The sequence below is a fragment of the Candidatus Eisenbacteria bacterium genome (assembly GCA_035712145.1).
Lineage (GTDB): Bacteria > Eisenbacteria > RBG-16-71-46 > RBG-16-71-46 > RBG-16-71-46 > DASTBI01.
The window spans coordinates 25197-48350 of record DASTBI010000076.1; the positions used below are offsets into that span (position 1 = coordinate 25197).

Genomic DNA, 23154 nt, shown 5'->3' on the forward strand with positions numbered 1-23154 from the left:
AGGCTAGCTCATTCGACGAGCCTCAGCACGTACAACGTCCCGCCGCCCGACCCACCCCCCTCGCCGGGGGTGACATCGTTGACGAACTGCCCGGTGAGCGTGCCGTTCCCCGGAGGCCGTTGCTTGATGAAGAAGGCCGAGAATTTGATGATCCTCACGAACTTCTTGCCATTGACGTCGAAGGTCTCGATGACCGGCAGGGGAATGACGCGATTGCCGTTGCCGGCGTATTCGTCGTAGCAGATGTTCTGGCGCCGGTCGGTGTCCGCGTCGAATCGTGCCTGCATCCCCTGGCGGAAGGGGCCGACCTTGTTGCCGGGCTCGGTCAGGGTGAACTCCTGGCCTTCCTCCAGACAGCAGCCGTAGCCGTACTCCGCGTAGCAACGCACGGCGGCTCCGCCGTTGAGCCCGGTGCAGGGGCCCTCGTTGCACGGCGGATAGTCGAGCAGCTGGTAGTTTCCCTGCTCGCCTTCTCCCGATCCGACCTTGAGCTCGTAGTCCCTGCTGCAATCGGGATCGAACCAGCCCGAATTCGGCGGTTCGACCGGTCCCATGGGAACCAGCCCGTCGCAGGGCTTGGCCGCGGTGTCGGCTTCGGCGGTCGCGTCCGCCCTCATCTCCAGGTCGGTGACACCGATGGCGCGGGCGATGTAGGTGATGATGGACCCACCGGCGCCGATCTCTCGCCGCACGGTGACTTTCACCTGGAGCGGCTGCGGGAATTGGACGTCCGCCGGGTCGACCAGGACCGGAGTCGAGCCATCCTCGAAGGCCTTGTTGAGGGCTCCCGTCTCCAGCGCTCGCACGATGGCCGTGTCCGGATCGATGGTCCCGGTCTCGAGGTTGATGGCGGATGCGCCGGCGAGCGCGGCGGCGTCGGCGGCCCGCTGGAGCTGCGTTCGGGTCGCGACCAGCTTGGTGGCATCGACGGCCAGGCCCAGGAACCCGAGCAGGAAGACGATGAAGAACGCGAGATAAACGATGACGATGCCACGCTCGCGACGTGGCGGGGCGGAAGGGGGGGACATGTCCGGAATCCGAGCCGTTCCGTCGGCGGTTCGGGACCGGTTTGACCGGTCACATGGGCGATCGACTCATGGCGTCTGAAGCCTGAGACCGTGTGACCCTCGGCACAGCGGCGCAAGAATTCTAGAGAGATGCCAGATGGCTGTCCAAACAATTGTGCAATATGCCGTGCGCTTTGCTCAGGCCGGCTGTAGCTCGGACGCCTCGCGCTCGGTTTCTCTGCGGAGATGCGCACGCCACCACGCCTCCGCCTGCTCGTCTTCCCATGGAACGCACGGAATCGCCTTCAACCGCCTCTCGAGCTCGCGAGCGCCGGAGGGCCGTCGCTCGGGCTCCTTCTCCAGGCAGGCGAGGATCACGGCGTCGAGCTCGGGTGGAACCTGCTGGGATGCGTGACGGGAAGGCGGCTCGGGAGCCTCCTTGATGTGCTTCGAGACCACGTCGTAGAAGCTGGCGCCCTCGAACACCGAGTGGCCGGTGACGAGCCAGTACGCGACGCAACCGAGGCCATAGAGATCGGCACGGCTGTCCACCTCTCGCCCCAAGGCCATCTCGGGAGCCATGAACGCCGGAGTGCCGATCGCCTGCTCGGGAAGGGTGAGCCTGAGATCCGACGGCGGAGGGGCGATCTGGTGACCGACCAGCCCGAAGTCCAGGACCTTCACGAAGTCGAAGGTCTGCCCGCTGCGGCAAACGTAGATGTTGGCCGGCTTGACGTCCCGATGGATGAGGCCTTTGGCGTGGGCCTCGTCGAGCGATTGGCAGGCCTGCTTCAGCAGATGGATCACGCGGGCGGCCGGCAACGCGCCGAAGCGCCGCACCAGATGCTCGCAGTCCACGCCGTCGAGCAGCTCCATCACGTAATAGAAACGTCCCTCGTCGGTGACGCCGAAATCGTAGAGGCAGACCGTATGCTCGGAGGTCAACGACGCGGTGGTCTTCGCCTCGAGCTCGAAGCGCTTGAGCACCAGCCGCGCGGCTTCCGGGCTCGACGCGGCGATGGCTTCGGGGCGAATGAACTTGATGGCCGCCTCCCGGGCCAGGAACTGGTGTGTCGCCTTCCACACTTCGCCCATGCCGCCCTGCCCGAGCCGCTCGAGGAGCCGGTAGCTGCCGAGCTCGCGCGCCCGCGAGACGTCGGTCCCGAGGCGGAAGACGATCCGTGCGCCGACGTACGCCATCCCGAGGACGATCAGGTAGGGGAAGACGTGCATGAAGAAGAACATCATGGGAGGCATCTCGCTCCAGAGGTGGAGCCGGTCCACCGTGATGGCCACCACGACCGGCGCCGCCGACGCCGAGCCGAGAAGCGCGAGCAGGGCGCGTCCTGGAGCCGCCGGCACCACGATCGTGTAGAAGAGCATCCAGATCGCGACCCACGACGGCGACAGCACGTGGAAGACTTCCGGCGGCACGTTCTCGGGCACGTCGAGATACATGGCGAACGCGATCCCGTAACTCGCCGCCACCTGGAAGACGAGACCGACGTGGACCTTCGCTTCCGGAGTGAGGCGGGGGCTTCCGGCCAGGACCGCGACCAGGAGCCCGCCGAGGATCGAGAGCACCGTCGCCAACCACTCCGGACTCTGGAACCTCTCGGCGATGTGGCCCATGACCAGCGCTGGAACAGCGTCGGCCAGGAAGAACGCGGAGCAATAGACGATGGCGATGAGGCGCAGCCTCCGGGCGGCCTGCTGGAGGAGCTCGGGCGGCAGGCTGGACACGCGCGAGCTCGATTCCGCGCGTCCCTTCCGCGGCAGGAAGAGTGTCGCGCCGGCACCGGCTTCGAAACGCTTGCGTGTGGAGAAGAGAGCCATGTCCTCGATGCGTCTGGTCCGGATCGCTTGGGCCGGTTAGGTTAGCCCTAGTCGAACGAGGAGGAAACCATGCGCTTCGCCGATCGGGTCGTGGTCGTCACCGGGGCGGGATACGGAATCGGTCGCGGGATTGCCGAGGCCTTCGCCCGCGAAGGCGCCCATGTGGTGATCTCCGGGCGATCCACGGACAAGCTCGCCCAGGTCTCGGAGGCGCTTGCCTCCGGACCGGCGAAGCCACTGGTCGTGCCGGCCGACGTCAGGCTCGAAGCGGACGTGGAGCGCCTGATCTCGACGACCACCCAGAACTTCGGACGGCTCGACGTCCTCGTCAACAACGCGGGAATCGCGGGTCCCACGGCACTGGCTCGGGATGTCTCCATCGCCGACTGGGAAGAGACGCTCCGCGTCAATCTCACCGGCGCGTTCCTGTGCGCGCGCCGCGCCTCGGCGGTGATGATCGAGGCCCGTCGCGGCTCGATCGTCAACATCTCCTCGGTGGCGGGACGGATGGGCTATCCGCTGCGCACGCCTTACGCGTCCTCGAAGTGGGGGATGATCGGACTGAGCCACTCGCTCGCGGCCGAGCTGGGACTCTTCAACGTGCGGGTGAATGCCGTCCTCCCGGGCTCGACCGAAGGCGAGCGGATCGAGCGGGTCATCGCCGCGCGCTCCGCCACCGAAGGCCGGACGCCGGAAGAGATCCGGCAGTGGTTCACCAAGGACATCCCGCTCCAGCGCATGGTGACCGCCGCCGAGGTCGCGAACGCCGTGCTCTTCCTGGCTTCCGACGACGCCTCGGGGATCACCGGTCAGGCGTTCAGCGTCTGCGGCGGTTTCACCATGCGGTGAGCTCGCGGACCTCGCGGCGGGACGCGGCGCTCCAGGGCATCCACTCGCATTCATCCGCCTCGCTCCATCCGCCGATCGGCGGCCCGGGTGGCGGATCGGGAGGAGCGTTCGGTGGCGCCCCGGCCAGCGAAGCCCCGGCGGGCCGCGACAGGAAGCGCTGGATGTCGCGCGACAGGGTGAGACCGAGCGCGCGATCCGACGCCGAGCCGCTCCGTCCCAGTCTCTTCGAGAGCCGCTCGAGGCTCTGCTCCAGCGCCGCACGCACCGCCGGTGTCTGTCTCGGCTCCGACGCGGCAATGATCAGCCGCCTCACGGCGACCGCCTGAGTCGTGCGCCGGATCTCCTGGAGCCTCGGCTTGCCGGGCGTCTCCGTGGCGAAGACCTTCCTCTCGATCGCGGCCAGCACGTCCTCGACGCCTGGAAACGCCGGGTCGCGGCGATGGAAGTCGACCAGGCGGGCGAGGCGCTCGGGCGGCAGCAGCGCCGCGAGCGTCATGTCGGATGCGGTCGCGGCGGCGCCGAGGGCGTCGAACACCGCTCCGGTGCGCGAGTCGAAGAGCTCACGGCGCGGCGGGTATTCCACCGACGGAGGGAGCAGCCGGGCGATCAGCGGATCCGGGAGGTCCAGAGCCTGGGGCTCGATCGTGGTGAGCACGGCGTCGAGAGCGGCGCGCTGTCGCGCCGGCGGCACGGGTGTGGTGAGCGATTGCGCGTCACCTTTCACGGCGTAGCTGTAGTCGACGCCGCCGATCGACTTCGCCGCGGCGTCGAGCTGATAGCGGTGGTGGAAATAGAGCGGCGCGAGCACTTCAGCCAGTCCGCCGAGGGGCGCGCCGGCCGGCAGGTTGCGCTCGCCGAACCGGTCGAGGGCGATCCGCCGCACGGTCATCGCCTGCTCGAGACCCGCGATCGCGTCGGCGCCGTTGTCCCACATCGCGGCCAGCGGGTGAGCGGCTCCGGCCGGGCGCGTGTCGGGATCGGTCACGTAGCGATATCCGAGCTGGGCGTTCTCCCGAAGAATGGCTTCGAGCCCGGCTCGCTCGTCCTCGCCCGGAGGGAACTGCGCATAGGCGTACAGCACCTGCCGCAGGTCCCACAGGCCCGCTCCCGAGGCATAGGCGCGCGAGAAGTCGAGCGTGCCGTCGGGCCGCACGGCGATCATGGGCGCGGGATAGTCCATCACCGAGGCGCGGCCTCCGTAGGTGCTGGCGGCGAAGTTGTGGTTGAAGCCCAGCGTATGCCCGATCTCGTGGGCCGCGAGCTGACGGATGCGCGCCAGGCTCAGCTCCACCGGATCGTCCGGAGCTCCGCTGCCGGTCTTCTCGGCGCCGGCCAGACCTTCGAAGATCAGGCGATCCTGGCGAATCCGCAGCGATCCCAGCACGACGTGACCTTTGACCATCTCGCCGGTACGAGGATCGATCACCCCGCCGCCGTAGGACCACCCTCGGGTGGCGCGATGCACCCACTGGATGACGTTGTAGCGAACGTCGAGCGGACTGACGTCCGCCGGCAACAACTGGACCTTGAACGCGTCGATGAACCCGGCGGCTTCGAACGCCCTGGCCCACCACGAGGCGCCTTCGACCAGCGCGCTCCGGATCGGCTCCGGCGCGCCCGAGTCGACGTAGAAGACGATCGGCTTCTTCACCCGCGAGTGCTTCGCGCCGGGGTCGACTTTCTCCAGCCGATGGCGCACCAGCCACCGCACCTCGAGGTCCGAGGCGATGGGCTGTGCGTAATCGGCGAAGACCACCTCGAACGAGCCGGATCTTGGATCCCATGCTCGCGGGCGATACCCGTCGTCGGGCAGGCGAACCAGCGACTGATGCTGGACGATCGTGACGGCCTGAGGCGTGGGCGCGGTTGCGCGTACCTCCCTTCCCGGCTCGTCGCCGGCGAAGGTGAGGACGGTTTCGAACTCGAGGTTGTCGGGGAAGCTCGGACACTGAGTGGGATCGAGCGCGCTGCGATCCTTGTCGAGGCTGAAGCTGCCCTGATTCGTGGTCTTGAGCGTGGCCACGACCCCGTGCGCATCGCGCAGCAGGAACGGCGTGAAGTCCACCAGCAGCCGGCCATCCGGCGCCTCGGCCGCGATCTCGGCTCCCCACAGAACCGATGCGGCGAACGACTCCTGCACCGCGCGCACCTCGAGGCTGTCCTTCGATTGCGCGCGGTACCGGAGATTCGGCTGCTCGAGGAGCACGCGCGCGCCCACGCGGCGGAAGACGACCACCCGCGTGTCCCCCCACTGTCCGCGATCGAGCCCCACCGGATTCGAGCCGAGTCCGGTGCGGATGCCCTCGAGGTAGAGGAAGCGTCCGCACTCCGATCGCGGCCCCGATGGCTTGGGAAGCTCGAGGAAGAGCTTGCCGGCCTTGGCATCGAGCCAGCTGGTGAGCAGCCCGTCCCGCCGCACCGCCGACTTGGTCTTGGCGGCGAAGGATGCGGGCACGCTCGTTCGCGTGGCGGCGTGCGCCGACACGGCGAGCGAGAGCCACAGTGCCGCGCACATGGTTCGTGTGAAGGCCGCGCGTGGAGCGGCGAGATCAGCCATGGGCCTCGCTGGAATTCGGAGCATCGAGCGTGTGGACCGGAGCGAGCGGCGGAGAATAGTCGGTGGCGCGCCAACGGTCTAGGCGCGGCGCCGAGAGACCGGATCACCTTTTCACTGGCAATGTCCCTGATCCTAGGCATCATCGAATGGAGATCGCGCCATGCGCCGGCGCCGAGGCCGAACCCAGGAGGTCCCCGTGCGGTGGGCAGGCGGAAGGCGCAGTGGGAATGTCGAAGATCGCCGCGGAATGGGAGGCGGCCGCCTCGCGATCGGCGGGGGAGTGGGAGGGCTCGTCATCCTCCTTCTGGCGATGCTCTTTGGCGCCGACCCGCTCGCACTCCTTCGCCAGGTCCAGAACGATCCCACCGTCCTCCAGACGCCCGGTCAGCCGGGGGCTCCGGGCCAGGGGATCCCCGACGAGGCTCGTGAATTCATCTCGGTGGTGCTGGCCGAGACCGAGGACGTCTGGCACGAGCAGTTCCGCAGGATGGGGCGTGAGTACGCCGAGCCCCGCCTGGTGCTGTTCACCGACCAGGTGGAGTCTGCCTGCGGAGTCGCCGGAGCGTCGGTGGGCCCCTTCTATTGTCCGAGTGACGATCAGATCTACCTCGACCTCGGCTTCTTCGAGCAGCTCGAGCGGCTCGGTGGTCCGGGAGACTTCGCTCAGGCCTACGTGGTGGCTCACGAGGTCGGTCACCACGTCCAGGACCTGCTGGGCATCACCGACCAGGTCCATTCGCTGCAGCGGCAGGTGAGCCGTGAGGAGGCCAACCAGCTCTCGGTGCGCGTCGAGCTCCAGGCCGACTTCTTCGCCGGAGTCTGGGCCCATCACACGGAGCGCATGTCCCAGATGATCGAGCCGGGAGACATCGAGGAGGCCCTGCAGGCGGCGAGCGCCATCGGCGACGACCGGCTCCAGCGCCGCTCGCAAGGCTACGTGGTGCCCGACGCCTTCACGCACGGAAGCTCCGCGCAGCGAGTCGCGTGGTTCCGCCGCGGCTACGAGACCGGCGATCCGGCGCAGGGGGACACCTTCGGGGAAGGCTCCCTCCAGTAGCTTCAGGCCCTTTCGCTGAACCGTTCCATCCGGCCTCGAATACCGTATCCTGTCCCTCCTCTATGCCAGCGCCAGGAACCCCAGCCACCATCGAGCGGATCGCTCACTATCGTGTCACCCGCAAGCTCGGCGAAGGGGGCATGGGGGTGGTCTATGCCGCCGAGGACGAGCGACTCGGCCGCAACGTCGCGATCAAGATGATCCGGGCCGGGGTCGCCGATCCCACCGCGCGCGAGCGTCTCTGGCGCGAGGCGCGGTCCGCGGCCGCGGTCAACCATCCGAACGTCTGCCAGCTCTACGAGGTGGGTGACGCCAACGGCGAGCTCTATCTGGCGATGGAGCTGCTCGAAGGCGAATCGCTGGCGGAGCGAATCTCCCGCGGCCCGCTGATGGTCTCGGAAGCCGGCCACGTCGCGCTCGCGATCCTGGATGCGCTCGCGCCGCTCCATCGTCAGGGGGTGCTGCACCGCGATCTCAAGCCTTCCAATGTGTTCCTCACGCCTCTGGGCGTGAAGCTGCTCGACTTCGGTCTGGCGGGATCGATCAGCGGCATGGGCGGTCCCACGAACCTCACCCGCTCCGACATGGTGGTGGGCACGCCTCACTACGTCTCGCCCGAGCAGCTCGAAGGCCGCGAGGTCGATGGCCGCGCGGATCTGTTCGCGGTCGGCGCCGTGCTCTACGAGATGCTGTGCGGGCGCCAGGCATTCCCTGGCCAGACCGTGGCGCAGATCTTCAATGCGATCCTGCGCGAGGAGCCCCCGCAGCTCGGTGGTTCCGAGGCCGTCGCCAGCCTCGAGCGCGTGCTGCGCCGCGCGATCGCCAAGCGGCCCGAGCGCCGCTATCCCACGGCCGAGGCCATGGCCATCGAGCTGCGCGCCGCACTCCTGCTGGCCGGATCGTCGGGAAGCACGATGCGAGCGCAGCCGTTGCATCGCCTCCTGGTGCTCCCATTCCGGATGCTGAGGCCGGACGAGGACATCGAGTTCCTGGCTTTCAGTCTTCCGGACGCGATCTCGAATTCGCTTTCCAGCCTCGACTCGGTCGTCGTGCGCTCCAGCATGGCCGCCGCGCGGCTCAAGCTGGAGGACCTCGACCTGGCGGAAGTGTCGACCAAGGCCGACGTCGACATGGTGCTCACCGGAACGCTGCTGCGAGCGGGAGATCAGCTGCGCGTCGCCAACCAGCTGGTCGACGCTCGGGACGGCTCGGTGATCTGGTCTCAGACGTCGCAGGTGTCGATGGGCGACATCTTCCAGCTCCAGGACGGTCTCACGCGCCGCATCGTCGAATCGCTGCCGGTGCGTCTGAGCGCGCACGACGAGAGCGCGCTGCGGCGCGACGCGCCGCGGCACCCCAAGGCCTACGAGCTCTATCTGCGGGCCAACCGGCTCGGGCAGCAGGCGTCTCAGTGGGGCATGGCGCGCGATCTTTATCTCGAATGCCTGGATCTCGACGCCGACTTCGCTCCGGCCTGGGCCGGCGTCGGGCGGCTCTACCGGATCCTCGCGCTCTATGCCTCCGACGAGCCCGATGCGCTCTACGAGAAAGCGCAGCAGGCCTTCCAGAAGGCGCTCGAGCTCAGCCCCGACCTGCCCATGGCTCACCACCTGTTCACCAATGTCGAGGTGGACCTGGGACAAGCGCAGCAAGCCATGGTTCGATTGCTCAAGCGCGCCGCCAGCCATCCCACCGACGCCGAGCTGTTCGCGGGGCTGGTCCAGAGCTGCCGCTATTGCGGCCTGCTCGACGCGTCGATCGCGGCCTACGAGCACGCATTCCGTCTCGACAAGACCGTGCGCACCAGCGTCCACCACGCCTATCTCATGCGCGGCGACTACCAGACGGCGATCGACACCGACATCGAGGACATGCGCCACGTGACCTTCGTGGCCCTGGACATGTCGGGAAGGCGGGAAGAGGCGGTGCAGATGGCCAGGGAGATCGAAGCCAAGCCGCTGCCCGCCATGCTGCGGTCGTTCGTGGAGCTGACGCGGGTCCAGTTCGAAGGCAGGAACGAGGAGGCCGCCGCCATCCTCCGCGAGCTGGTGCCGAAGTTCTCGCTGCGCGACCCGTGCTCCAAGTTCTACGTGGCGCGCCAGCTCTCCGCGGTGGGAGAGCACTCGCAGGCCATGCGCCTCCTGGGTGACGCCGTCGACGGGGGCTTCTCCGCGTTCGAGTTCATGACACGGGATCCCTGGCTCTCGCCGCTCCGCGGAACCGAGGAGTTCCGCTCCATCCTGCGCCGCGCCGAGCTGCGCGAGCGCCAGGCGCGAGCCGCCTTCATCGAGGCGGGCGGGGAGCGCGTCCTCGGGATTGCCTGACAGCAGCGGCGCGGACCCGTGAGGATCCGCGCCGCGATGGTTCCAGGTGAGATCGAGATCAGGCCGCCAGCGCCTGCTCCTCGTCTTCCTCGTCGTCTCTCTCGATGGCGATCGCGTCGTGCACGTCGGCGGTCATCTTCCGCTCGTCGCGCAGCCCGTCGATCATCGCTTCGGCCTGCTTGAGCAGGAACCGCAGCGAGCCGGTCTTCTCGACGGCCTGATCGACCATCGCCTTCTGCCCTTGCAGCGCCTCCAGGCTCGAACGGACGTCGGCCAGGAGCCCTTCGGCCCGGGCCAGCCGCTCCTCGGCCTTGCTCATCTGCCGCTCGCGCTCGTCCAGGCTGCTGGTGGTCTCGTGGATGTCCTTCAGCCGCCCGCGCAGCTCGTCCAGCAGCTCGCGGCTCTCGGCCACCTCGCGATGCGCCGAGGTGATCGAGCGGACGTCCTCGAAGGTCTTCTCGGCCATGGCGAACATCCGGCCGAAGTCGGACTGGATGGTGCGCACGGTGTCCTGGCGAGCCGCGATCTGTTCCAGTGAGCGCGTGACCTCTTCGTCCACGCGCTCCCACTTCGCCAGACGCTGCTCGAACTGGCCGAGCTTCTGGTCGACGATCTTGAGGCTCGAGACCCGGTCCTCGATCTGCGCCGCCATCTGCCCGACGCTCGTCGCCCGCTTGCCCGCGGTCTCGAGCGCTTCGGCCAGCTCCTTGGAGATCGTGTCGAGCTCTTCCGCCGAGGTCGCGGCGTCCTGGCGGAGCTTGGACGCCTGCTGCAGCTTGGAGATCGCCTCTTCGAGCGCGCTCTCGCGCTGCTCGATCTCGGCCTTGAGCGTCTCCGAGCGCTCGGCGAGGTTCTCGACCGTCTCGCAGCGCTTCTCGAAGGCCGCGACGGCTTTGCCCAGCACGTCCGTCTGCCGGCCGGCCTGCTCGACGCCTGAGGTCACGTCCGCGATCGTGCGGCTCAGCCGCTCGGCTTCCTCGGAGTACTCGGACAGCACGTTGAAGCGCTGCTCGGCCGCCTCCATGCGCTGCTCCAGGGACTGGCCGCGCTCGTCGAGCCGGCTGCACAGCGTGGTCACCTCGCCGAGGCGGTTGTGCAGCTCCTCGACCACGTGCTGGCGGGTCTCGATCGACGACATGTGCTCCTGGATGCGATTGGTCTGCGACTGCACCTGATCCAGCGTCGGCGTCAGGCTCTGCAGCGAGATGACTTGCTGGCGCAGGCTGCTCAGGGACTGCTCGACCGAGATCAGCCAGTTCCGGGTGTCCGACTGGCTCTCACGCATGCGCCCGATCTCGGCCTGCGTGTTCCTGGATTGCTCGAGCGCGTCCCGCACCATGGCCGTCGAGCTGCCCAGGCGGTCGATCTCCTTGAGGATGGCCTCGACCGCAGGCCGCGACTCCTCGATGCGGGCCACTTTGGCGCTCAGGTCATGAGCCGTGGCGCCGGCCTCGTCCAGATCGCGACGCAGTGCCGGCAGCTTCCTCACGTCCTCGTCGATGCGGCTCGTTTCATCGAGCAGCGTCTGGACCTGCGTGCCGAGCGCGTGGGTCTGCGCGTTGAGCTCGGCCACGGTCTGGCTGGCTTCGCGCAGCCCCTGATAGCGGTTCTCGAAGTCCGACAGGGCGCCACGCAGGTCGGCCACGCGCTGGCTGACCGACTCGAGTCCCTTGCTCTCGAAGTCGAAGCGCTCGATCGTGTTCTTCATCTCGTCCTGCGCCGAGGTGAGCTCGTGCCGGATGATGCCGGTCTGCTCCTCGGTCTGCCGCTGGAGCTGCGAGATCTGGCTGGAGCGGTCGAGCACTTCCTCGTGGAGCGAGCGCAGCGCGGCCAGCGCCTCGTGCATGGTGGTGAGGCTCTTCTCGTTCTCGTGCTGTTGGCGCACGCCGGCGTCGATCTGCCTCATCGCTCGATCCAGGCTATCGGCCTGCGAAAGGGCGCGCTCGACGGCCTCCGACTGGGCCTCGAGGGCGGACGTCTTCTGGGCCAGCGAGTCGGCCGTTGCCTTCATGCTGCCGAGCTCGCGCTTGACCTCGTCCACCGTGTGGCGGACGCCGTCCATCCCGCGCATCGACTGCTCGACGCCGATGATCCGGCGCTCCTTGTCCTGGAGGTCCCGGCCGAGGTCGTCGCGGCGCCGCTCCATCGCCTCCATCTTCGACATCGCGAGCTTGTGCGCGTCCATCAAGCGCTCGTGCTGCTCGCGCAGGCGGCCCAGATGCTCCGAGGTGCCCTCGACCTGCGAGCGGACCTGGTCGGCCTCGCCGTGGATCAACGAGAACGGCTTCTCCACTTCGAGGAAGCTCTCGAGACGCTCGCGCAGGTTGACGGCCAGGTCGACCTTCTCGCTCAGCTCCTCGAACACGGCGCGGATCGTGGAGGAATCCTGCAGCACGGTCTTCATGGCCTCTTCCGTGCGATTCTGCTCGTCGACCAGGGTCTGTGCGCGCTCGCTCAGCCCCTGAATCTGCTCGGTGACGTTGGTGATGGTATCGAGATGCGGCTCGACCTCGCGCAAGCGGGCCACGACCGCTTCCACGGCGGTGCTCGCCTTGGTGATCGGGTCGCCGAGATCGTGCAGGGTGTCCGCGGCCGAGTGAGACGTCTCGAGAAGCTTCGCGAACGCCTCGCGCTCGGCACGCATCTCCTGCAGGAGCGCGCGCATGTCCTCCGCGAGTTCGCGATCTTTGGTACCGTCGCCGAACAGATTCTTGAGAAGGGCCATCGTACGCTCCCTGTAACGCGCCGACCGTTCGGCCGGATCGAGCCGCCGGACCTGCTGCGCGATGTGGGTAAACGCTTCCCGTGCCCTGGACGCGGGAAGCTGGGTTCGTCTCGTGCGGGCGTCGCTCAGTGCAAGAGGCAGGCCCTTTCGGCCTGGCGACCGGCAGAAGCCCGAAGGCGGTCTCGATCGAGGCTCACCGCGCGCGGCCAATGCCTTGAAACAGTGGAAGTTCCCGGGGACCGCCCGCCGCTCTCGAGTCCGGTCTTCTGACCGCCGAAGAGCCTCGAAAGCCCCGACCCAGCTCGGACGGCCGCCCACAATTCAGGCACGAGGGGACGGTCATTGGCCGGCGCCGATCCGGCGTCCGAGAAGGTCCGGCTCACGGCGGTCGAGCTTCGAGAAACGGCGAGGGTATCGCGCGCGCCCGGGGCTGAGTGCTTTTCCCCAGTGCGGGCGCGCATCCCCACGATGAGGTCTCGTTCATCGATCGCGGACTCGGAATTCCAGGCATCCTGCGACGCACGCCGCGCCGTCTCGGCCACGCGCACGCTGTCAACCCGTTCGCCGCGAACGCGGTGCCGCTTCGGATGCGTTTCCCCAGGAGAACGTTCGCGGCGTGGCATGCCGGTTGCGCTTGCATCGCGGCGACACCGGGGGTGAATGGACGTCGTCCCCACGCAGACCGACATTCATCCCATCGGGGTGGCATCTACGCTGTCTGGGCATGACCCGGGCGCGCGCTCCGGGAGCACGACATCCATGCCACGCTCCTCTCGTCTCTCGCTGCAGCTGGCTCTCGCGACGGCGCTGTTCGTCTCCTTCGCGACGCCTTCACTGGCCCAGACTCCAACGGTCTCCACCGACAAGGAGGACTACGTCCCCGGCGAGATCGTCCACATCTCGGGCAGCGGCTGGCTTCCCGGCGAGACCGTGATGATGATCCTGTTCGAGACGCCGGAAAACCCGGACGTTCGGATGCTGACCGCCGTCGCGGACTCATCGGGATCCTTCACCAACGAGGAGTTCTCGCCCGTCGAGCGCGACATGGGTGTCACGTTCACGCTCGTGGCGACGGGTCAGACCTCGGGATGGACCGCCCAGACGGTCTTCACCGACGGACCCAAGGTGGGTTCGGTCAGCGTCGGCTCTCCGTCGACGTCGCAGCTCTGTCCTGGCTCGACCGTCACCTATTCGGTGACCGTCCAGCGCGGCACCGGTCCGGGATCGAGCGGCAACTTCAACGCCGCCCTGACGGTGCCGAGCGGCCTTCCCGCCGGGGTCACGGCCTCGTTCTCACCGGGCTCGCTGCCGTTTCCGCCGGGCCAGAACACGAACGGCTCCACGCTCACGCTGACGTCGACGAGCGCGACGCTCAAAGGGGAGGTCTCGTTCACCGTACGCGCCTCCAACAGCGCAATGGACTTCGCGGAGGGCGCTGGATCGCTGACCGTGGACACTCAGGCCCCTACGGCGAGCGCGCCGGCCACGAGCACGATCGCGGTCGGACCGAGCTGCCAGGCGGTGATCCCCGATCTGAGGTCGACAGTCGTGCGGTCCGACAACTGCACGCCGTCCGGCTCGCTCATCGTGACGCAGAACCCCGGCGCCGGCACGATGGTCGGCTTGGGCACGACGGTCGTCACCTTCACCGTGAAGGACGCGCTGGGCAACGAAGCCTCGACGTCCACGAGCGTCAGCGTGGTCGACCAGACACCGCCGTCGGTCGCGCTGCTCGGAGCCAATCCGGTGGTCCTCGAGGCGGGAGCGGCCTATGCCGAGCCGGGCGCGAATGCCACCGACAACTGCGCGGGCGCGCTGCCGGTATCGGTTTCGGGCGCGGTCAATACCAGCCAGCCGGGCTCGTACACGCTGACCTATACGGCCAACGACGGGAACGGCAACTCGGCGAACGCCACCCGCACGGTGAACGTGGTCGACACCACCGCGCCTGTGATGGCACTGAACGGCGGGACTCCGGTCACGGTCGAGTGTCACACCAGCTTCAATGACCCGGGTGCTCTGGCCACCGACATCGTCGACGGTGATCTCTCCTCGGCCATCCAGGTCTCCGGCTCGGCCGACGTGAACACGCCGGGCAGCTACACGGTGGTCTACAGCGTCACCGATGCCCACGGCAACGCCGCGAACATCAGCCGCACCGTGAACGTGGTCGACACCACCGCGCCGGTCATGGCCCTCCACGGTGAAAGCGCCATGACGGTGGAATGCCACACGAGCTTCACCGATGCCGGCGCCACCGCGGCCGATCTCTGCGCGGGCGACCTTTCAGCCGCGATCCAGGCCGCCGGCTCGGTGGATGTGAACACGCCGGGCAGCTATGCGGTGGTCTACAGCGTCACCGATGCCCACGGCAACTCCGCGAATGTCAGCCGCACCGTGAACGTGGTCGACACCACCGCGCCGGTCATGGTCCTCCACGGTGAAAGCGCCATGACGGTCGAGTGCCACACGAGCTTCACCGACCCTGGCGCCACCGCGACCGATCTCTGCGCGGGCGATCTGTCAGCCGCGATCCAGGTCTCCGGTCTGGTCGATGTGAACACCCCGGGCACCTACACGCTGACCTACCAGGTGAGCGACGGAATCAACACGTCGAGCATCGGCCGCACCGTGAACGTGGTCGACACCACCGACCCCATCCTGGCCCTGAACGGGGCGAGCCCGATCACCGTCGAGTGCCACACGAGCTTCACTGACCCTGGCGCCACCGCCAGCGATCTCTGCGCGGGCGATCTTTCGGGCGCGATCCAGGTTTCCGGCTCCGTGGACGTCAACACCCCGGGCACGTACACGCTGATCTATCAGGTGAGCGACGGATTCAACACGTCGAGCATCAGCCGTACCGTGCACGTGGACGACACCACCGACCCGGTCCTGGCGCTGAACGGGACGAGCCCGGTGACGGTCGAGTGCCATACGAGCTTCAGCGATGCCGGCGCCACGGCCAGCGACCTCTGCGCGGGCGATCTGTCGGGCGCGATCCAGGTCTCCGGTCTGGTCGATGTGAACACCCCGGGCGCCTACACGCTCATCTACAGCGTCAACGACGGGCACGGCAACTCGGCGGCTCTCAGCCGCACGGTGAACGTGGTGGACACGATCGACCCGATCCTCACGCTGATCGGGGCGACCGAGGTGACGGTCGAGTGCCACGCCACCTTCAGCGATCCCGGCGCCACGGCGAGCGATCTCTGCGCCGGCGACCTCTCGAACGTTATTCAGGTTGCCGGTCTCGTGGACGTGAACACGCCGGGCCGCTACGCGCTGGTCTATCAGGTGAGCGACGGGTTCAACTCGTCGAGCGTGAGCCGCACGGTGAACGTCGTCGACACCACCGACCCGGTCCTGGCTCTGAACGGGACCAGCCCGGTGACCGTCGAGTGCCATGCGAGCTTCACCGACCCCGGCGCCACGGCCAGCGATCTCTGTGCCGGCGACCTTTCGAGCGCCATTCAGATTTCGGGATCCGTGGACGTCAACACCGTCGGGACCTACACGCTCAGCTACAGCGTCAGCGACGGCCACGGCAACTCGTCGAGCATGAGCCGAACGGTGAACGTGCTGGACACCACGGCGCCCACGCTCAGCGTCCCCGCGGCCATCCGCGCGTCGACCGGCACTTCGGCGACGGTGTGCGGAGCGGTCGTGCCGCTTGCCAGCCTCGGCGAAGCCAGCGCGATCGACGCCTGTGCCGGCGCGCTCTCGGTCGAGCGGATCGGCGTTCCCGACGGCGGCCTGTTCCCGGTTGGGACCACCACGATCACCTACAAGGTCGCCGATCCCAGCGGAAACGTGGCCACGGGCACGCAATCGGTGCTCGTCGTGGACGAGACCGCGCCCACGATCACCTGCCCGTCCAACATCGTGCAGGTGGTCGATCCCGGTCAGTGCGCGGCCGTCGTTCGCTACGCGATCACCGTGAACGACAACTGTCCCGGAGCAACCTTCACCGCGACTCCGGCATCCGGCTCGTCGTTCGCCATGGGAAGCGCGACGTCGGTGACCGTGACGGCCACGGATGCCGCGGGCAACACCGCCACGTGCAGCTTCGACGTCCAAGTCGTGAACCCGGCGCCGGTCGTCACCATCAGCTCCCCGGCGAGCGGATCGGTGTTCCCGGTCGGGAGCCCGGTGAGCTTCAACGGAACGTTCACGGACAACGCCGGCGACACTCATGCCGCGCAGTGGGTGCTCGACGGCAAGACGCTCCCCGGGGTGGTGGACGAATCCGCCGGCTCGGCCAGCCTGACCTACGCGTTCCCGAACGCGGGCGTCTACGCGGTCACCCTGATCGTCATGGATCAATGCGGTGGATCCGGAACGGCGACCGAAGTCGCCGGCCTCACCGCGATGGTGGTGGTCTATGACCCGACCGCCGGCTTCGTGACCGGCGGCGGCTGGATCCAGTCTCCGGCCGGCGCCTATCGGCCGGACACCACGATGGTCGGCAAAGCCAACTTCGGCTTCGTCTCCAAGTACAAGAAGGGCCAGACCACTCCGTCCGGTGAGACCGAGTTCCAGTTCAAGGCCGGCAACCTCAACTTCCATAGCCACGGCTACGAGTGGCTGGTGGTGGCCGGCTCCAAGGCGCAGTTCAAGGGATGGGGCTCCGTCAACGGCACGGCCGATTACGGGTTCCTGCTCACCGCCCTGGACGGCCAGGTCCTGAACGACAAGGCAGTCGACAAGTTCCGCATCAAGATCTGGAAGCTCGCGGATGGAGTCATCGTCTACGACAACCAGTTCGGCGCGGCGGATTCGAGCGGACCGTCCACCGCACTCGGCGGCGGGTCGATTCAGATCGTGACCAACGCCAACGCCAACCGCGCTTCACTGATGGCCGATCCCGGAGCGGATCGGTCCGGCGAGCGGCCCAGCCTCGCGCTGGCGCCGGCCATGCCGAACCCGTTCCGCTTCTCGACCATGCTGCGCTTCAGCCTCGGCGAGCGGAGCCGCGTGACCGTGACGGTCTACGACGCGGCGGGACGAGAAGTGGGCCGCCCTCTGGACGATGACGTGGCCGCGGGCTCACACGCCGTCCGCTGGCCGGGCAAGGGCCCGTCTCCGAGCTCCGGCGTCTACTTCGTACGCATGACCGCCATGTCCGCATCGGGCCAGCGGTTCGTGAAGCAGCAGTCCCTGGTGCTGGTCCGCTAGGACGGCGCCGGGCAGGGAAAGGTCTCGGGGGACGAGACCCGAGGGGTGAAGCGGCAGGAGTCCCCCGCCGATAACCCCTCACTCGGAGGTCGGAGGGCGGCCGTGGCGCGACCGCCCTCGCTCCGAAACCAAGGAGGGTTCATGAGGCGCGCGCTGCTGTTCACGTTGCTCATCGCCACTCTCGGGACCGGGAGTGCCTTCGCTCAGTCCGATCTCGGAATGAAGAGCGTCGGCGTGGCGGCCGGATACGTCAGCCCCGAGGACCTCGACGGCACGTTCAGCATCGGTGTCTTCGCGGACCACGGCACCATCGTCCCCAATCTCGGCCTCGAGTCGCGCATCGACTTCTGGTCGACGTCCGAGGAAGCGTTCGGGACCGAAGTCTCGATTCGCGACATCGCGATTGGCGCGCGCACCAAGTACTACTTCGAGGTGGCGCATCCTTCACTGCGGCCATTCGCCGGCGCCGGGCTGGCGCTCCACCTGCTGCACGCCGAGGTCACGATTCCGGCGATGCCGGGCTTCCCCGAGCAGAGCTTCGACGATTCGGAGACCAAGCTCGGCCTCGACATCGGCGGCGGCATCAACATGCCGATGAATCCGCGCTGGGACTTCAACGGCGAGCTGTGGTACGGCATCGTCAGCGACGTGGGACAGTTCTCGCTCCGGGCCGGGTTCGGCTACAAGCTCGGCTCCTGAGCGCCGCTCGACCGTGAGGGCCCGGCCCTACCAAGGCCGGGCTCTCAGCGTTTCGCGGTCGAGATCCCCTCGAGCACTCGTGCCAGGGGAACCGGGGGGTCGACTTTGAAGAGGAGCTGCGCGCGCTGGTCCAGACCCGCCGCGAAGGTCACCCAGTAGTTGCCTGCGGGCACGTCATTCCCGAATCGATCGAGACCATCCCACCGCACCTGATTGATGCCGGGAGGCCGCTTGGCCGCCAGCAGGGTCTGCACCGTGTCTGCCGCCAGAGTCAGGACCTGCAGGGAGACATTCAAGGATTCGGGAATTTCGAAATAGATGGTGGTCGCCGTCTCGACGGGATTGGGGATCGGCAGCAGATCTCCGTATGAGACGAGCCGGAGCGTGTCGCCCACGTGGAGGTCGGAGGAAACCACCGTGAGCACGGCGCTGAGGTCGCTGACCGACGGGATGAGCGTGGTGCGGGTCTGATAGGCGCCGGGGAGGAGCCCCGAAAAGGAATAGGCCCCGTCCGTGGTCATGGCCTGCGCAACCACGGTGGACCCGCTCAGGAGGTCGACCGGGATGCCGTCCGCGTCGCGGACCACCTGGGTGCCCGCGAAGGTCCCCTGCGCGTTGACCCGGTAGCCCGTCAGGGTCACGTGGCCGCGCATGGTGTGGCGGCCCGGCGCAGGGCTGACGGGGTCGTCCTCCGCCCCACAGGACGCGAGCAGTGAGAGGGCGGCAATGCCCCATGGTACGAAGCGCAAAGGCCTCACGAGGTGCTCCTTAGCCCGGTGCACTGGAAGTCTCCATCGGGCGGGGGGCTCGTTCAAGGAAGTTGGCGGCTCGGCCAGCCGCCGGGCGGGAGAGGGGGGGCGCGAAACCCGGCCTGTTTCAGACCTCGACAATGCCCGTGCAGAGTGCGTATTCTGCCCTTCGCATCCCCACAGGGTGGCCGAAATCGTGGGTCCCACATCGCCGGCGGCCAACGCGCCTCGTCGCCGCGAAATCTCTCCAAACCCACGGGATTGCCCGGCAACTCCAGGCATGATCACGCATGTCCTGAGCCCGACGCAGGAGACCAGCCATGAGAGCCGCGACCGATCTGCACGCGAACGGAGGTGTGCGCGTGCACATCGACGGCGATCGCTCCATCGTCTCGGCTCGGCAGCGCGGCCGAGCTCTCGCGCTCGGCCTGGGCTTCACCAAGGGAGGCGCGACGTTCGTGGTCACTGCCATCTCCGAGCTGGCCCGCAACATCCTGCTCTATGCCAGCGAGGGCGAGATCGAGCTGCATCCGGTGGAGCGGACCGGCAAGGAAGGACTCGAGATCATTGCACGGGACCGCGGACCCGGAATCGAGAGTGTTCGACGGGCACTGGAAGACGGCTACTCCACGTCCGGCCGCCCCGGCCTGGGTCTGCCCGGCGTGCAGCGCCTGATGGATGAGTTCCAAGTGGTCTCGGCGGGTGAAAATGGGACCGAGATTCGAGTGGTGAAGTGGAAACGTCCCTAGACCTCGAATCCCGCTGTGTCACGGCCCTGCGCGCTTACCTGGAGGGCGCCGGGGAGTCCTCCCTTCATGAGGCCTACGAGCTGGGGCGGGATGCGCTCGGACGCGGCCTCGGCATCCTCGACTTGACCGCGGTCCTCCACACCGCACTCGCGGAATTGGCGTTCTCGGCCCAGCTCGGAAATGGACGGGAGGTCATTGGCCGCGCCGAGCCGTTCCTGCTCGAATGTTTTTCACCGTTCGAGATGGCGCATCGAGGAGCTCGCGAGGCGAACGCCGCGCTGCGCCGGCTGGACGAGGTCCGGGAAGCCGAGAACCGCCGCCTGGCGCGCGAGCTCCACGACGAAGCCGGCCAGATGCTCGTCGCCGCGCATTTGACGCTGCGCGACGTCGCTGACGAGCTCGGACCGCCGGCCTGTCGCCCGCTGGAGCGCGTGCACGACCAGCTCCGGAAGGCGGAGTGGGAGTTGCGGCGCATCGCTCACGAGATGCGGCCCAGCATGCTCGACGATCTGGGTCTGTGGCCGGCGCTGGCGTTTCTGGCCAAAGGAATCTCCGCGCGTTATGGCCTGCTGGTGCGTGTCGAGGGCGAACTCGACACGCGGTTTCCGCACGAGATCGAGACCGCGCTCTTCCGCGTGGCTCAGGAGGCGCTCAACAACGCCGCGCGACACGCGCGGGCGAGAACCGTGATGCTGAGTGCGTCGCTGGCACCGGATCAGCTCGCGCTGACCGTCGCCGACGACGGATGTGGATTCGAGCCGCGAAACCTCTCCGGACGAACGGAGGGTGCGGGGCTCGGGCTGCGCGGAATCCGGGAGCGACTCGAGCCGTTGGGCGGGTCTCTGGACATCCGTTCGGCTCCAGGTGAAGGCACCGTGCTGATCATGCATCTCCCTTTGAGGATTGAAGACCATGCTGCGCGTATTGCTGGCTGACGATCATCCTGTCGTGCGGGAAGGGCTCCGTGCGCTTCTGGAATGTCACGGCTTGTCGGTGGTGGCGGAGGCGGAAAATGGGCGGGAGGCCGTCGAGCTCGCGCGCACGACCCAGCCCGACGTCGCGGTGCTCGACATCGGCATGCCCGAGCTCAATGGGCTCGATGCGTTGCGCGCCATCCGGCGCGAGTCGCCGCATCTCAGGGCGGTCTTGCTCACGATTCACGACGACGACGCCTACGTGATGGAAGGCCGGCGTCTCGGCGCGCTCGGCTTCGTCCTCAAGAGCGAAGCCGGTTCGGAGCTGCTGAACGCCGTCCAGGCCGTCGCCGCAGGGCGGACTTATCTGAGCCCGCGGCTTTCGAGCGAGGTGGTGGAGGCGCTCGCCGCCGGAGTCGCGCCGGTCGCCAACCATCTCACCGATCGAGAGCGCGAGGTCCTCCAGCTGATCTCGGAGGGGCAGACCACCAAAGAAGTGGCCAATACGCTCGGGATCAGCGTCAAGACCGCGGGAACCCACCGCACCAACATCATGCGCAAGCTCGGTGTGCACGAGACCGCCGGCCTGGTGCGGTACGCGATCCGCCAGGGCTTGATCAGGGCCTGACACTCTTCCTGCTCAGGTCTTCACCCGATGTTCGGCAGGGGTCTCCAATCCTACTTTGGAGGTGGCGAGCCGAGAGGCTTGGCCCGCACCGGTGGGAGGTCCGTGAAGAACTTCCCCTCGAGGAGGAAGAGACGAAGATCCGCAGGCTTTGTGCCTCGCGGCCGTCCGACCCGAGCGAGTGCGCGCGAGAGGAACGTGGGGAGGGCCGAATGGCGATGACCGGACATGTTCTGGTGATTGCACGAAAGCCTTCCCCCACGTTCGACTGACGAACGCCCTTCCCCCACGTTCGACTCATTGGGCCGCTGGGAAACAGCATGCGTCGCAAGCCGAGCTTCAGCGCCTTCGTCGACTCCAGCACGGGAATGGGGACGGTGGCGCATTCCACGGTCCGAATGTACGTCCCGCTCCAGTTCTCGGTGCGCTCGGAGATCATCGCCAGAGACCGGAGCGGGCCGCTGCATCGCCGTCAGGGCATCGACATCATGGGTTGGTCTCATCTTCCCGAGCTGAGAATGGAATTCGTGTTTCGGCGTCACGAGCACGGCAAGGAAGACCCGGCCGACCAGTGGGGAACGGCGACCGTGGTCCCGCCCGGCTTTCGTCTGCCGATTCCCGGCCAGTCGTTAGACCGCGTGGATCCCGAGAGGCGGGATCTCTGGGTCGTGACGACGGAGCCCAAGCGGCAGCCGCCGTGGCTCGAGCACTACGCGGGCGCCTGCGGGCAGCACGCACTGACATTCACTCGCCCGCTGCAGACCCACGCGACGCTGGACGTGTCGTGTCAGTGCGAAGAGAGCCACGACAGCCAGGGCACGAAGGTCGATGTGTGGGGAAACGTGACTTTCGAGCGTTCGACGTCGATGAGGCTCATGCTGCGGAACGGCGATCAGACGAACGCTTCAGCCGTCATGGATGGCAAAGACATGGTGGTGATCCCGGCGGGCGCCAGGATCCCGGTCGAGCGGCAGAGCGTGACGGTCGCGGTCGGCCGGCGTCCCTGGATCAGCATGAGAGTGAGCGACGCTGAAGGCCGGGTTCTGTGCCCCGAGCACACGCTCGGTTACAGCATGCGTCTCTGGTGAGTGAGAAGAGGCGCGGCGAGCAAAGGCTCTCCAGCGCCTGGAGGACTCCGCGGCCGACGTCGCGGATCCCCGTCTGAAAAGCGAGCAGGGGAGTCGGGAGCCTGCTGGCCCAGGATTGGGATCCGTCACGACGGCCGCGGGTGTATCCGGGCATTCCGCATGCCCCCCGGGGACGGCGGGCCCGAAGAGCGAGAGTTGGCTTGGGCTTGACCGCTCCAACCCTCCGCGGCGGGACAATTGAGCATCGCTCCTGAGACCCCACCTCGGAGGCCCCATGTACGCCGGCACGCTGCTGCTCTCCCTGCTCCTCGCGGTCGCTTCTTCTCCAGCTCGGCCACCCGAACGTCCCGCCAATCCGTCCATCGACATGGAAGCGCATCTGCGGATCTCGGCGGAAGCCGCCCGCCATCGAGAGAGCCGACGCATCTCCGAAGCGGAGTTCATCCGCATGAGCCGTGAGCCTGGAACCGTGGTGCTCGATGCGCGAAGCCGCGAGAAGTTCGAGCAGCTTCACGTCAAGGGAGCCGTTCACCTGAGCTTCCCGGACATCACGATCGAGCGGCTCCGCCAGCTCTTTCCCGAACCCAGCACGCGGTTCCTCATCTACTGCAACAACAACTTCACTGATGCCGAGGGCCCGTTTCCGTCGAAGCTGCCGAGCGCGTCGCTCAATCTGTCGACGTACATCGCGCTCTACACCTACGGTTACCGGAACGTCTACGAGCTCGGGCCGACGATTCCCTTGAAGGACTCGAAGATCGAGTTCGAGAGCACGAAGTCTCTGCCGGACCACTAGC

Annotated in this window: 15 protein-coding genes; 10 read left to right on the forward strand and 5 right to left on the reverse strand. The window is 67.5% G+C overall.

The window, feature by feature from the left end:
* Positions 1–8 precede the first annotated feature (8 nt).
* Both VFQ05_04500 and VFQ05_04505 read right to left on the reverse strand, forming a co-directional pair.
* Positions 9–1028 (reverse strand): Tad domain-containing protein, encoded by a 1020-nt coding sequence (locus tag VFQ05_04500; GenBank protein HET9326012.1) that lies wholly within the window; start codon positions 1026–1028, stop codon positions 9–11.
* A 177-nt stretch (positions 1029–1205) separates the two neighbouring features.
* Entirely contained in the window at positions 1206–2843 is a 1638-nt protein-coding gene (locus VFQ05_04505; GenBank protein HET9326013.1) for a serine/threonine-protein kinase, read from the reverse strand.
* Positions 2844–2912: 69 nt separating this feature from the next.
* Between VFQ05_04505 and VFQ05_04510 the strand changes: the two genes are divergently transcribed.
* A complete protein-coding gene (locus tag VFQ05_04510; protein HET9326014.1) occupies positions 2913–3692 on the forward strand; it encodes an SDR family oxidoreductase in 780 nt (259 codons plus the stop codon).
* Here VFQ05_04510 and VFQ05_04515 read toward each other — a convergent pair.
* Entirely contained in the window at positions 3679–6249 is a 2571-nt protein-coding gene (locus tag VFQ05_04515; GenBank protein ID HET9326015.1) for a zinc-dependent metalloprotease, read from the reverse strand. The two genes, VFQ05_04510 and VFQ05_04515, sit on opposite strands and share 14 nt — an antisense overlap.
* Before the next feature lie 196 nt (positions 6250–6445).
* Between VFQ05_04515 and VFQ05_04520 the strand changes: the two genes are divergently transcribed.
* On the forward strand, positions 6446–7306 hold the full coding sequence (locus tag VFQ05_04520; protein HET9326016.1) for a neutral zinc metallopeptidase: 861 nt from the start codon (positions 6446–6448) through the stop codon (positions 7304–7306).
* Between the two features lie 62 nt (positions 7307–7368).
* Positions 7369–9630, forward strand: coding sequence for a protein kinase (locus tag VFQ05_04525; protein ID HET9326017.1), 2262 nt, complete (start codon positions 7369–7371; stop codon positions 9628–9630).
* 58 nt (positions 9631–9688) lie between these two features.
* Here the strand turns inward: VFQ05_04525 and VFQ05_04530 are convergent, their stop codons facing one another.
* Entirely contained in the window at positions 9689–12355 is a 2667-nt protein-coding gene (locus VFQ05_04530; protein ID HET9326018.1) for a hypothetical protein, read from the reverse strand.
* Between the two features lie 759 nt (positions 12356–13114).
* Between VFQ05_04530 and VFQ05_04535 the strand changes: the two genes are divergently transcribed.
* Positions 13115–17533: an immunoglobulin-like domain-containing protein gene (locus VFQ05_04535; GenBank protein HET9326019.1), complete on the forward strand. Its 4419-nt coding sequence runs from the start codon at positions 13115–13117 to the stop codon at positions 17531–17533.
* 141 nt (positions 17534–17674) lie between these two features.
* The gene (locus tag VFQ05_04540) at positions 17675–18232 is read left to right on the forward strand and encodes an outer membrane beta-barrel protein (GenBank protein HET9326020.1); all 558 of its coding nucleotides are present in this window, start codon (positions 17675–17677) and stop codon (positions 18230–18232) included.
* Between the two features lie 44 nt (positions 18233–18276).
* Here VFQ05_04540 and VFQ05_04545 read toward each other — a convergent pair whose 3' ends face one another.
* Positions 18277–18990 (reverse strand): FlgD immunoglobulin-like domain containing protein, encoded by a 714-nt coding sequence (locus VFQ05_04545; protein ID HET9326021.1) that lies wholly within the window; start codon positions 18988–18990, stop codon positions 18277–18279.
* 311 nt (positions 18991–19301) lie between these two features.
* Here VFQ05_04545 and VFQ05_04550 point away from each other — a divergent pair, with 311 nt between their 5' ends.
* The 5 genes from VFQ05_04550 (at position 19302) to VFQ05_04570 (ending at position 23153) form a co-directional block, all read left to right on the forward strand.
* Positions 19302–19730, forward strand: a complete 429-nt coding sequence (locus VFQ05_04550; protein ID HET9326022.1) for an anti-sigma regulatory factor — start codon at positions 19302–19304, stop codon at positions 19728–19730.
* Positions 19715–20665, forward strand: a complete 951-nt coding sequence (locus VFQ05_04555) for a sensor histidine kinase (GenBank protein ID HET9326023.1) — start codon at positions 19715–19717, stop codon at positions 20663–20665. The genes VFQ05_04550 and VFQ05_04555 overlap by 16 nt, the downstream gene beginning before the upstream one ends.
* Entirely contained in the window at positions 20643–21272 is a 630-nt protein-coding gene (locus VFQ05_04560) for a response regulator transcription factor (GenBank protein ID HET9326024.1), read from the forward strand. Before VFQ05_04555 ends, VFQ05_04560 begins: the two co-directional genes overlap by 23 nt.
* Before the next feature lie 317 nt (positions 21273–21589).
* Positions 21590–22357 (forward strand): hypothetical protein, encoded by a 768-nt coding sequence (locus VFQ05_04565; protein ID HET9326025.1) that lies wholly within the window; start codon positions 21590–21592, stop codon positions 22355–22357.
* A gap of 274 nt (positions 22358–22631) precedes the next feature.
* Positions 22632–23153, forward strand: coding sequence for a rhodanese-like domain-containing protein (locus tag VFQ05_04570; GenBank protein HET9326026.1), 522 nt, complete (start codon positions 22632–22634; stop codon positions 23151–23153).
* The last annotated feature ends 1 nt before the right edge of the window (position 23154 follow it).

Bases quoted from the DNA above. Each gene is read 5' to 3' on its own strand.
- VFQ05_04540 (HET9326020.1), top strand. From the start codon at position 17,675: ATGAGGCGCGCGCTGCTGTTCACGTTGCTCATCGCCACTCTCGGGACC.
- VFQ05_04515 (HET9326015.1), bottom strand. From the start codon at position 6,249: ATGGCTGATCTCGCCGCTCCACGCGCGGCCTTCACACGAACCATGTGC.
- VFQ05_04550 (HET9326022.1), top strand. From the start codon at position 19,302: ATGAGAGCCGCGACCGATCTGCACGCGAACGGAGGTGTGCGCGTGCAC.
- VFQ05_04500 (HET9326012.1), bottom strand. From the start codon at position 1,028: ATGTCCCCCCCTTCCGCCCCGCCACGTCGCGAGCGTGGCATCGTCATC.
- VFQ05_04570 (HET9326026.1), top strand. From the start codon at position 22,632: ATGTACGCCGGCACGCTGCTGCTCTCCCTGCTCCTCGCGGTCGCTTCT.
- VFQ05_04530 (HET9326018.1), bottom strand. From the start codon at position 12,355: ATGGCCCTTCTCAAGAATCTGTTCGGCGACGGTACCAAAGATCGCGAA.
- VFQ05_04565 (HET9326025.1), top strand. From the start codon at position 21,590: ATGCGTCGCAAGCCGAGCTTCAGCGCCTTCGTCGACTCCAGCACGGGA.
- VFQ05_04525 (HET9326017.1), top strand. From the start codon at position 7,369: ATGCCAGCGCCAGGAACCCCAGCCACCATCGAGCGGATCGCTCACTAT.
- VFQ05_04510 (HET9326014.1), top strand. From the start codon at position 2,913: ATGCGCTTCGCCGATCGGGTCGTGGTCGTCACCGGGGCGGGATACGGA.
- VFQ05_04505 (HET9326013.1), bottom strand. From the start codon at position 2,843: ATGGCTCTCTTCTCCACACGCAAGCGTTTCGAAGCCGGTGCCGGCGCG.
- VFQ05_04560 (HET9326024.1), top strand. From the start codon at position 20,643: ATGCTGCGCGTATTGCTGGCTGACGATCATCCTGTCGTGCGGGAAGGG.
- VFQ05_04535 (HET9326019.1), top strand. From the start codon at position 13,115: ATGCCACGCTCCTCTCGTCTCTCGCTGCAGCTGGCTCTCGCGACGGCG.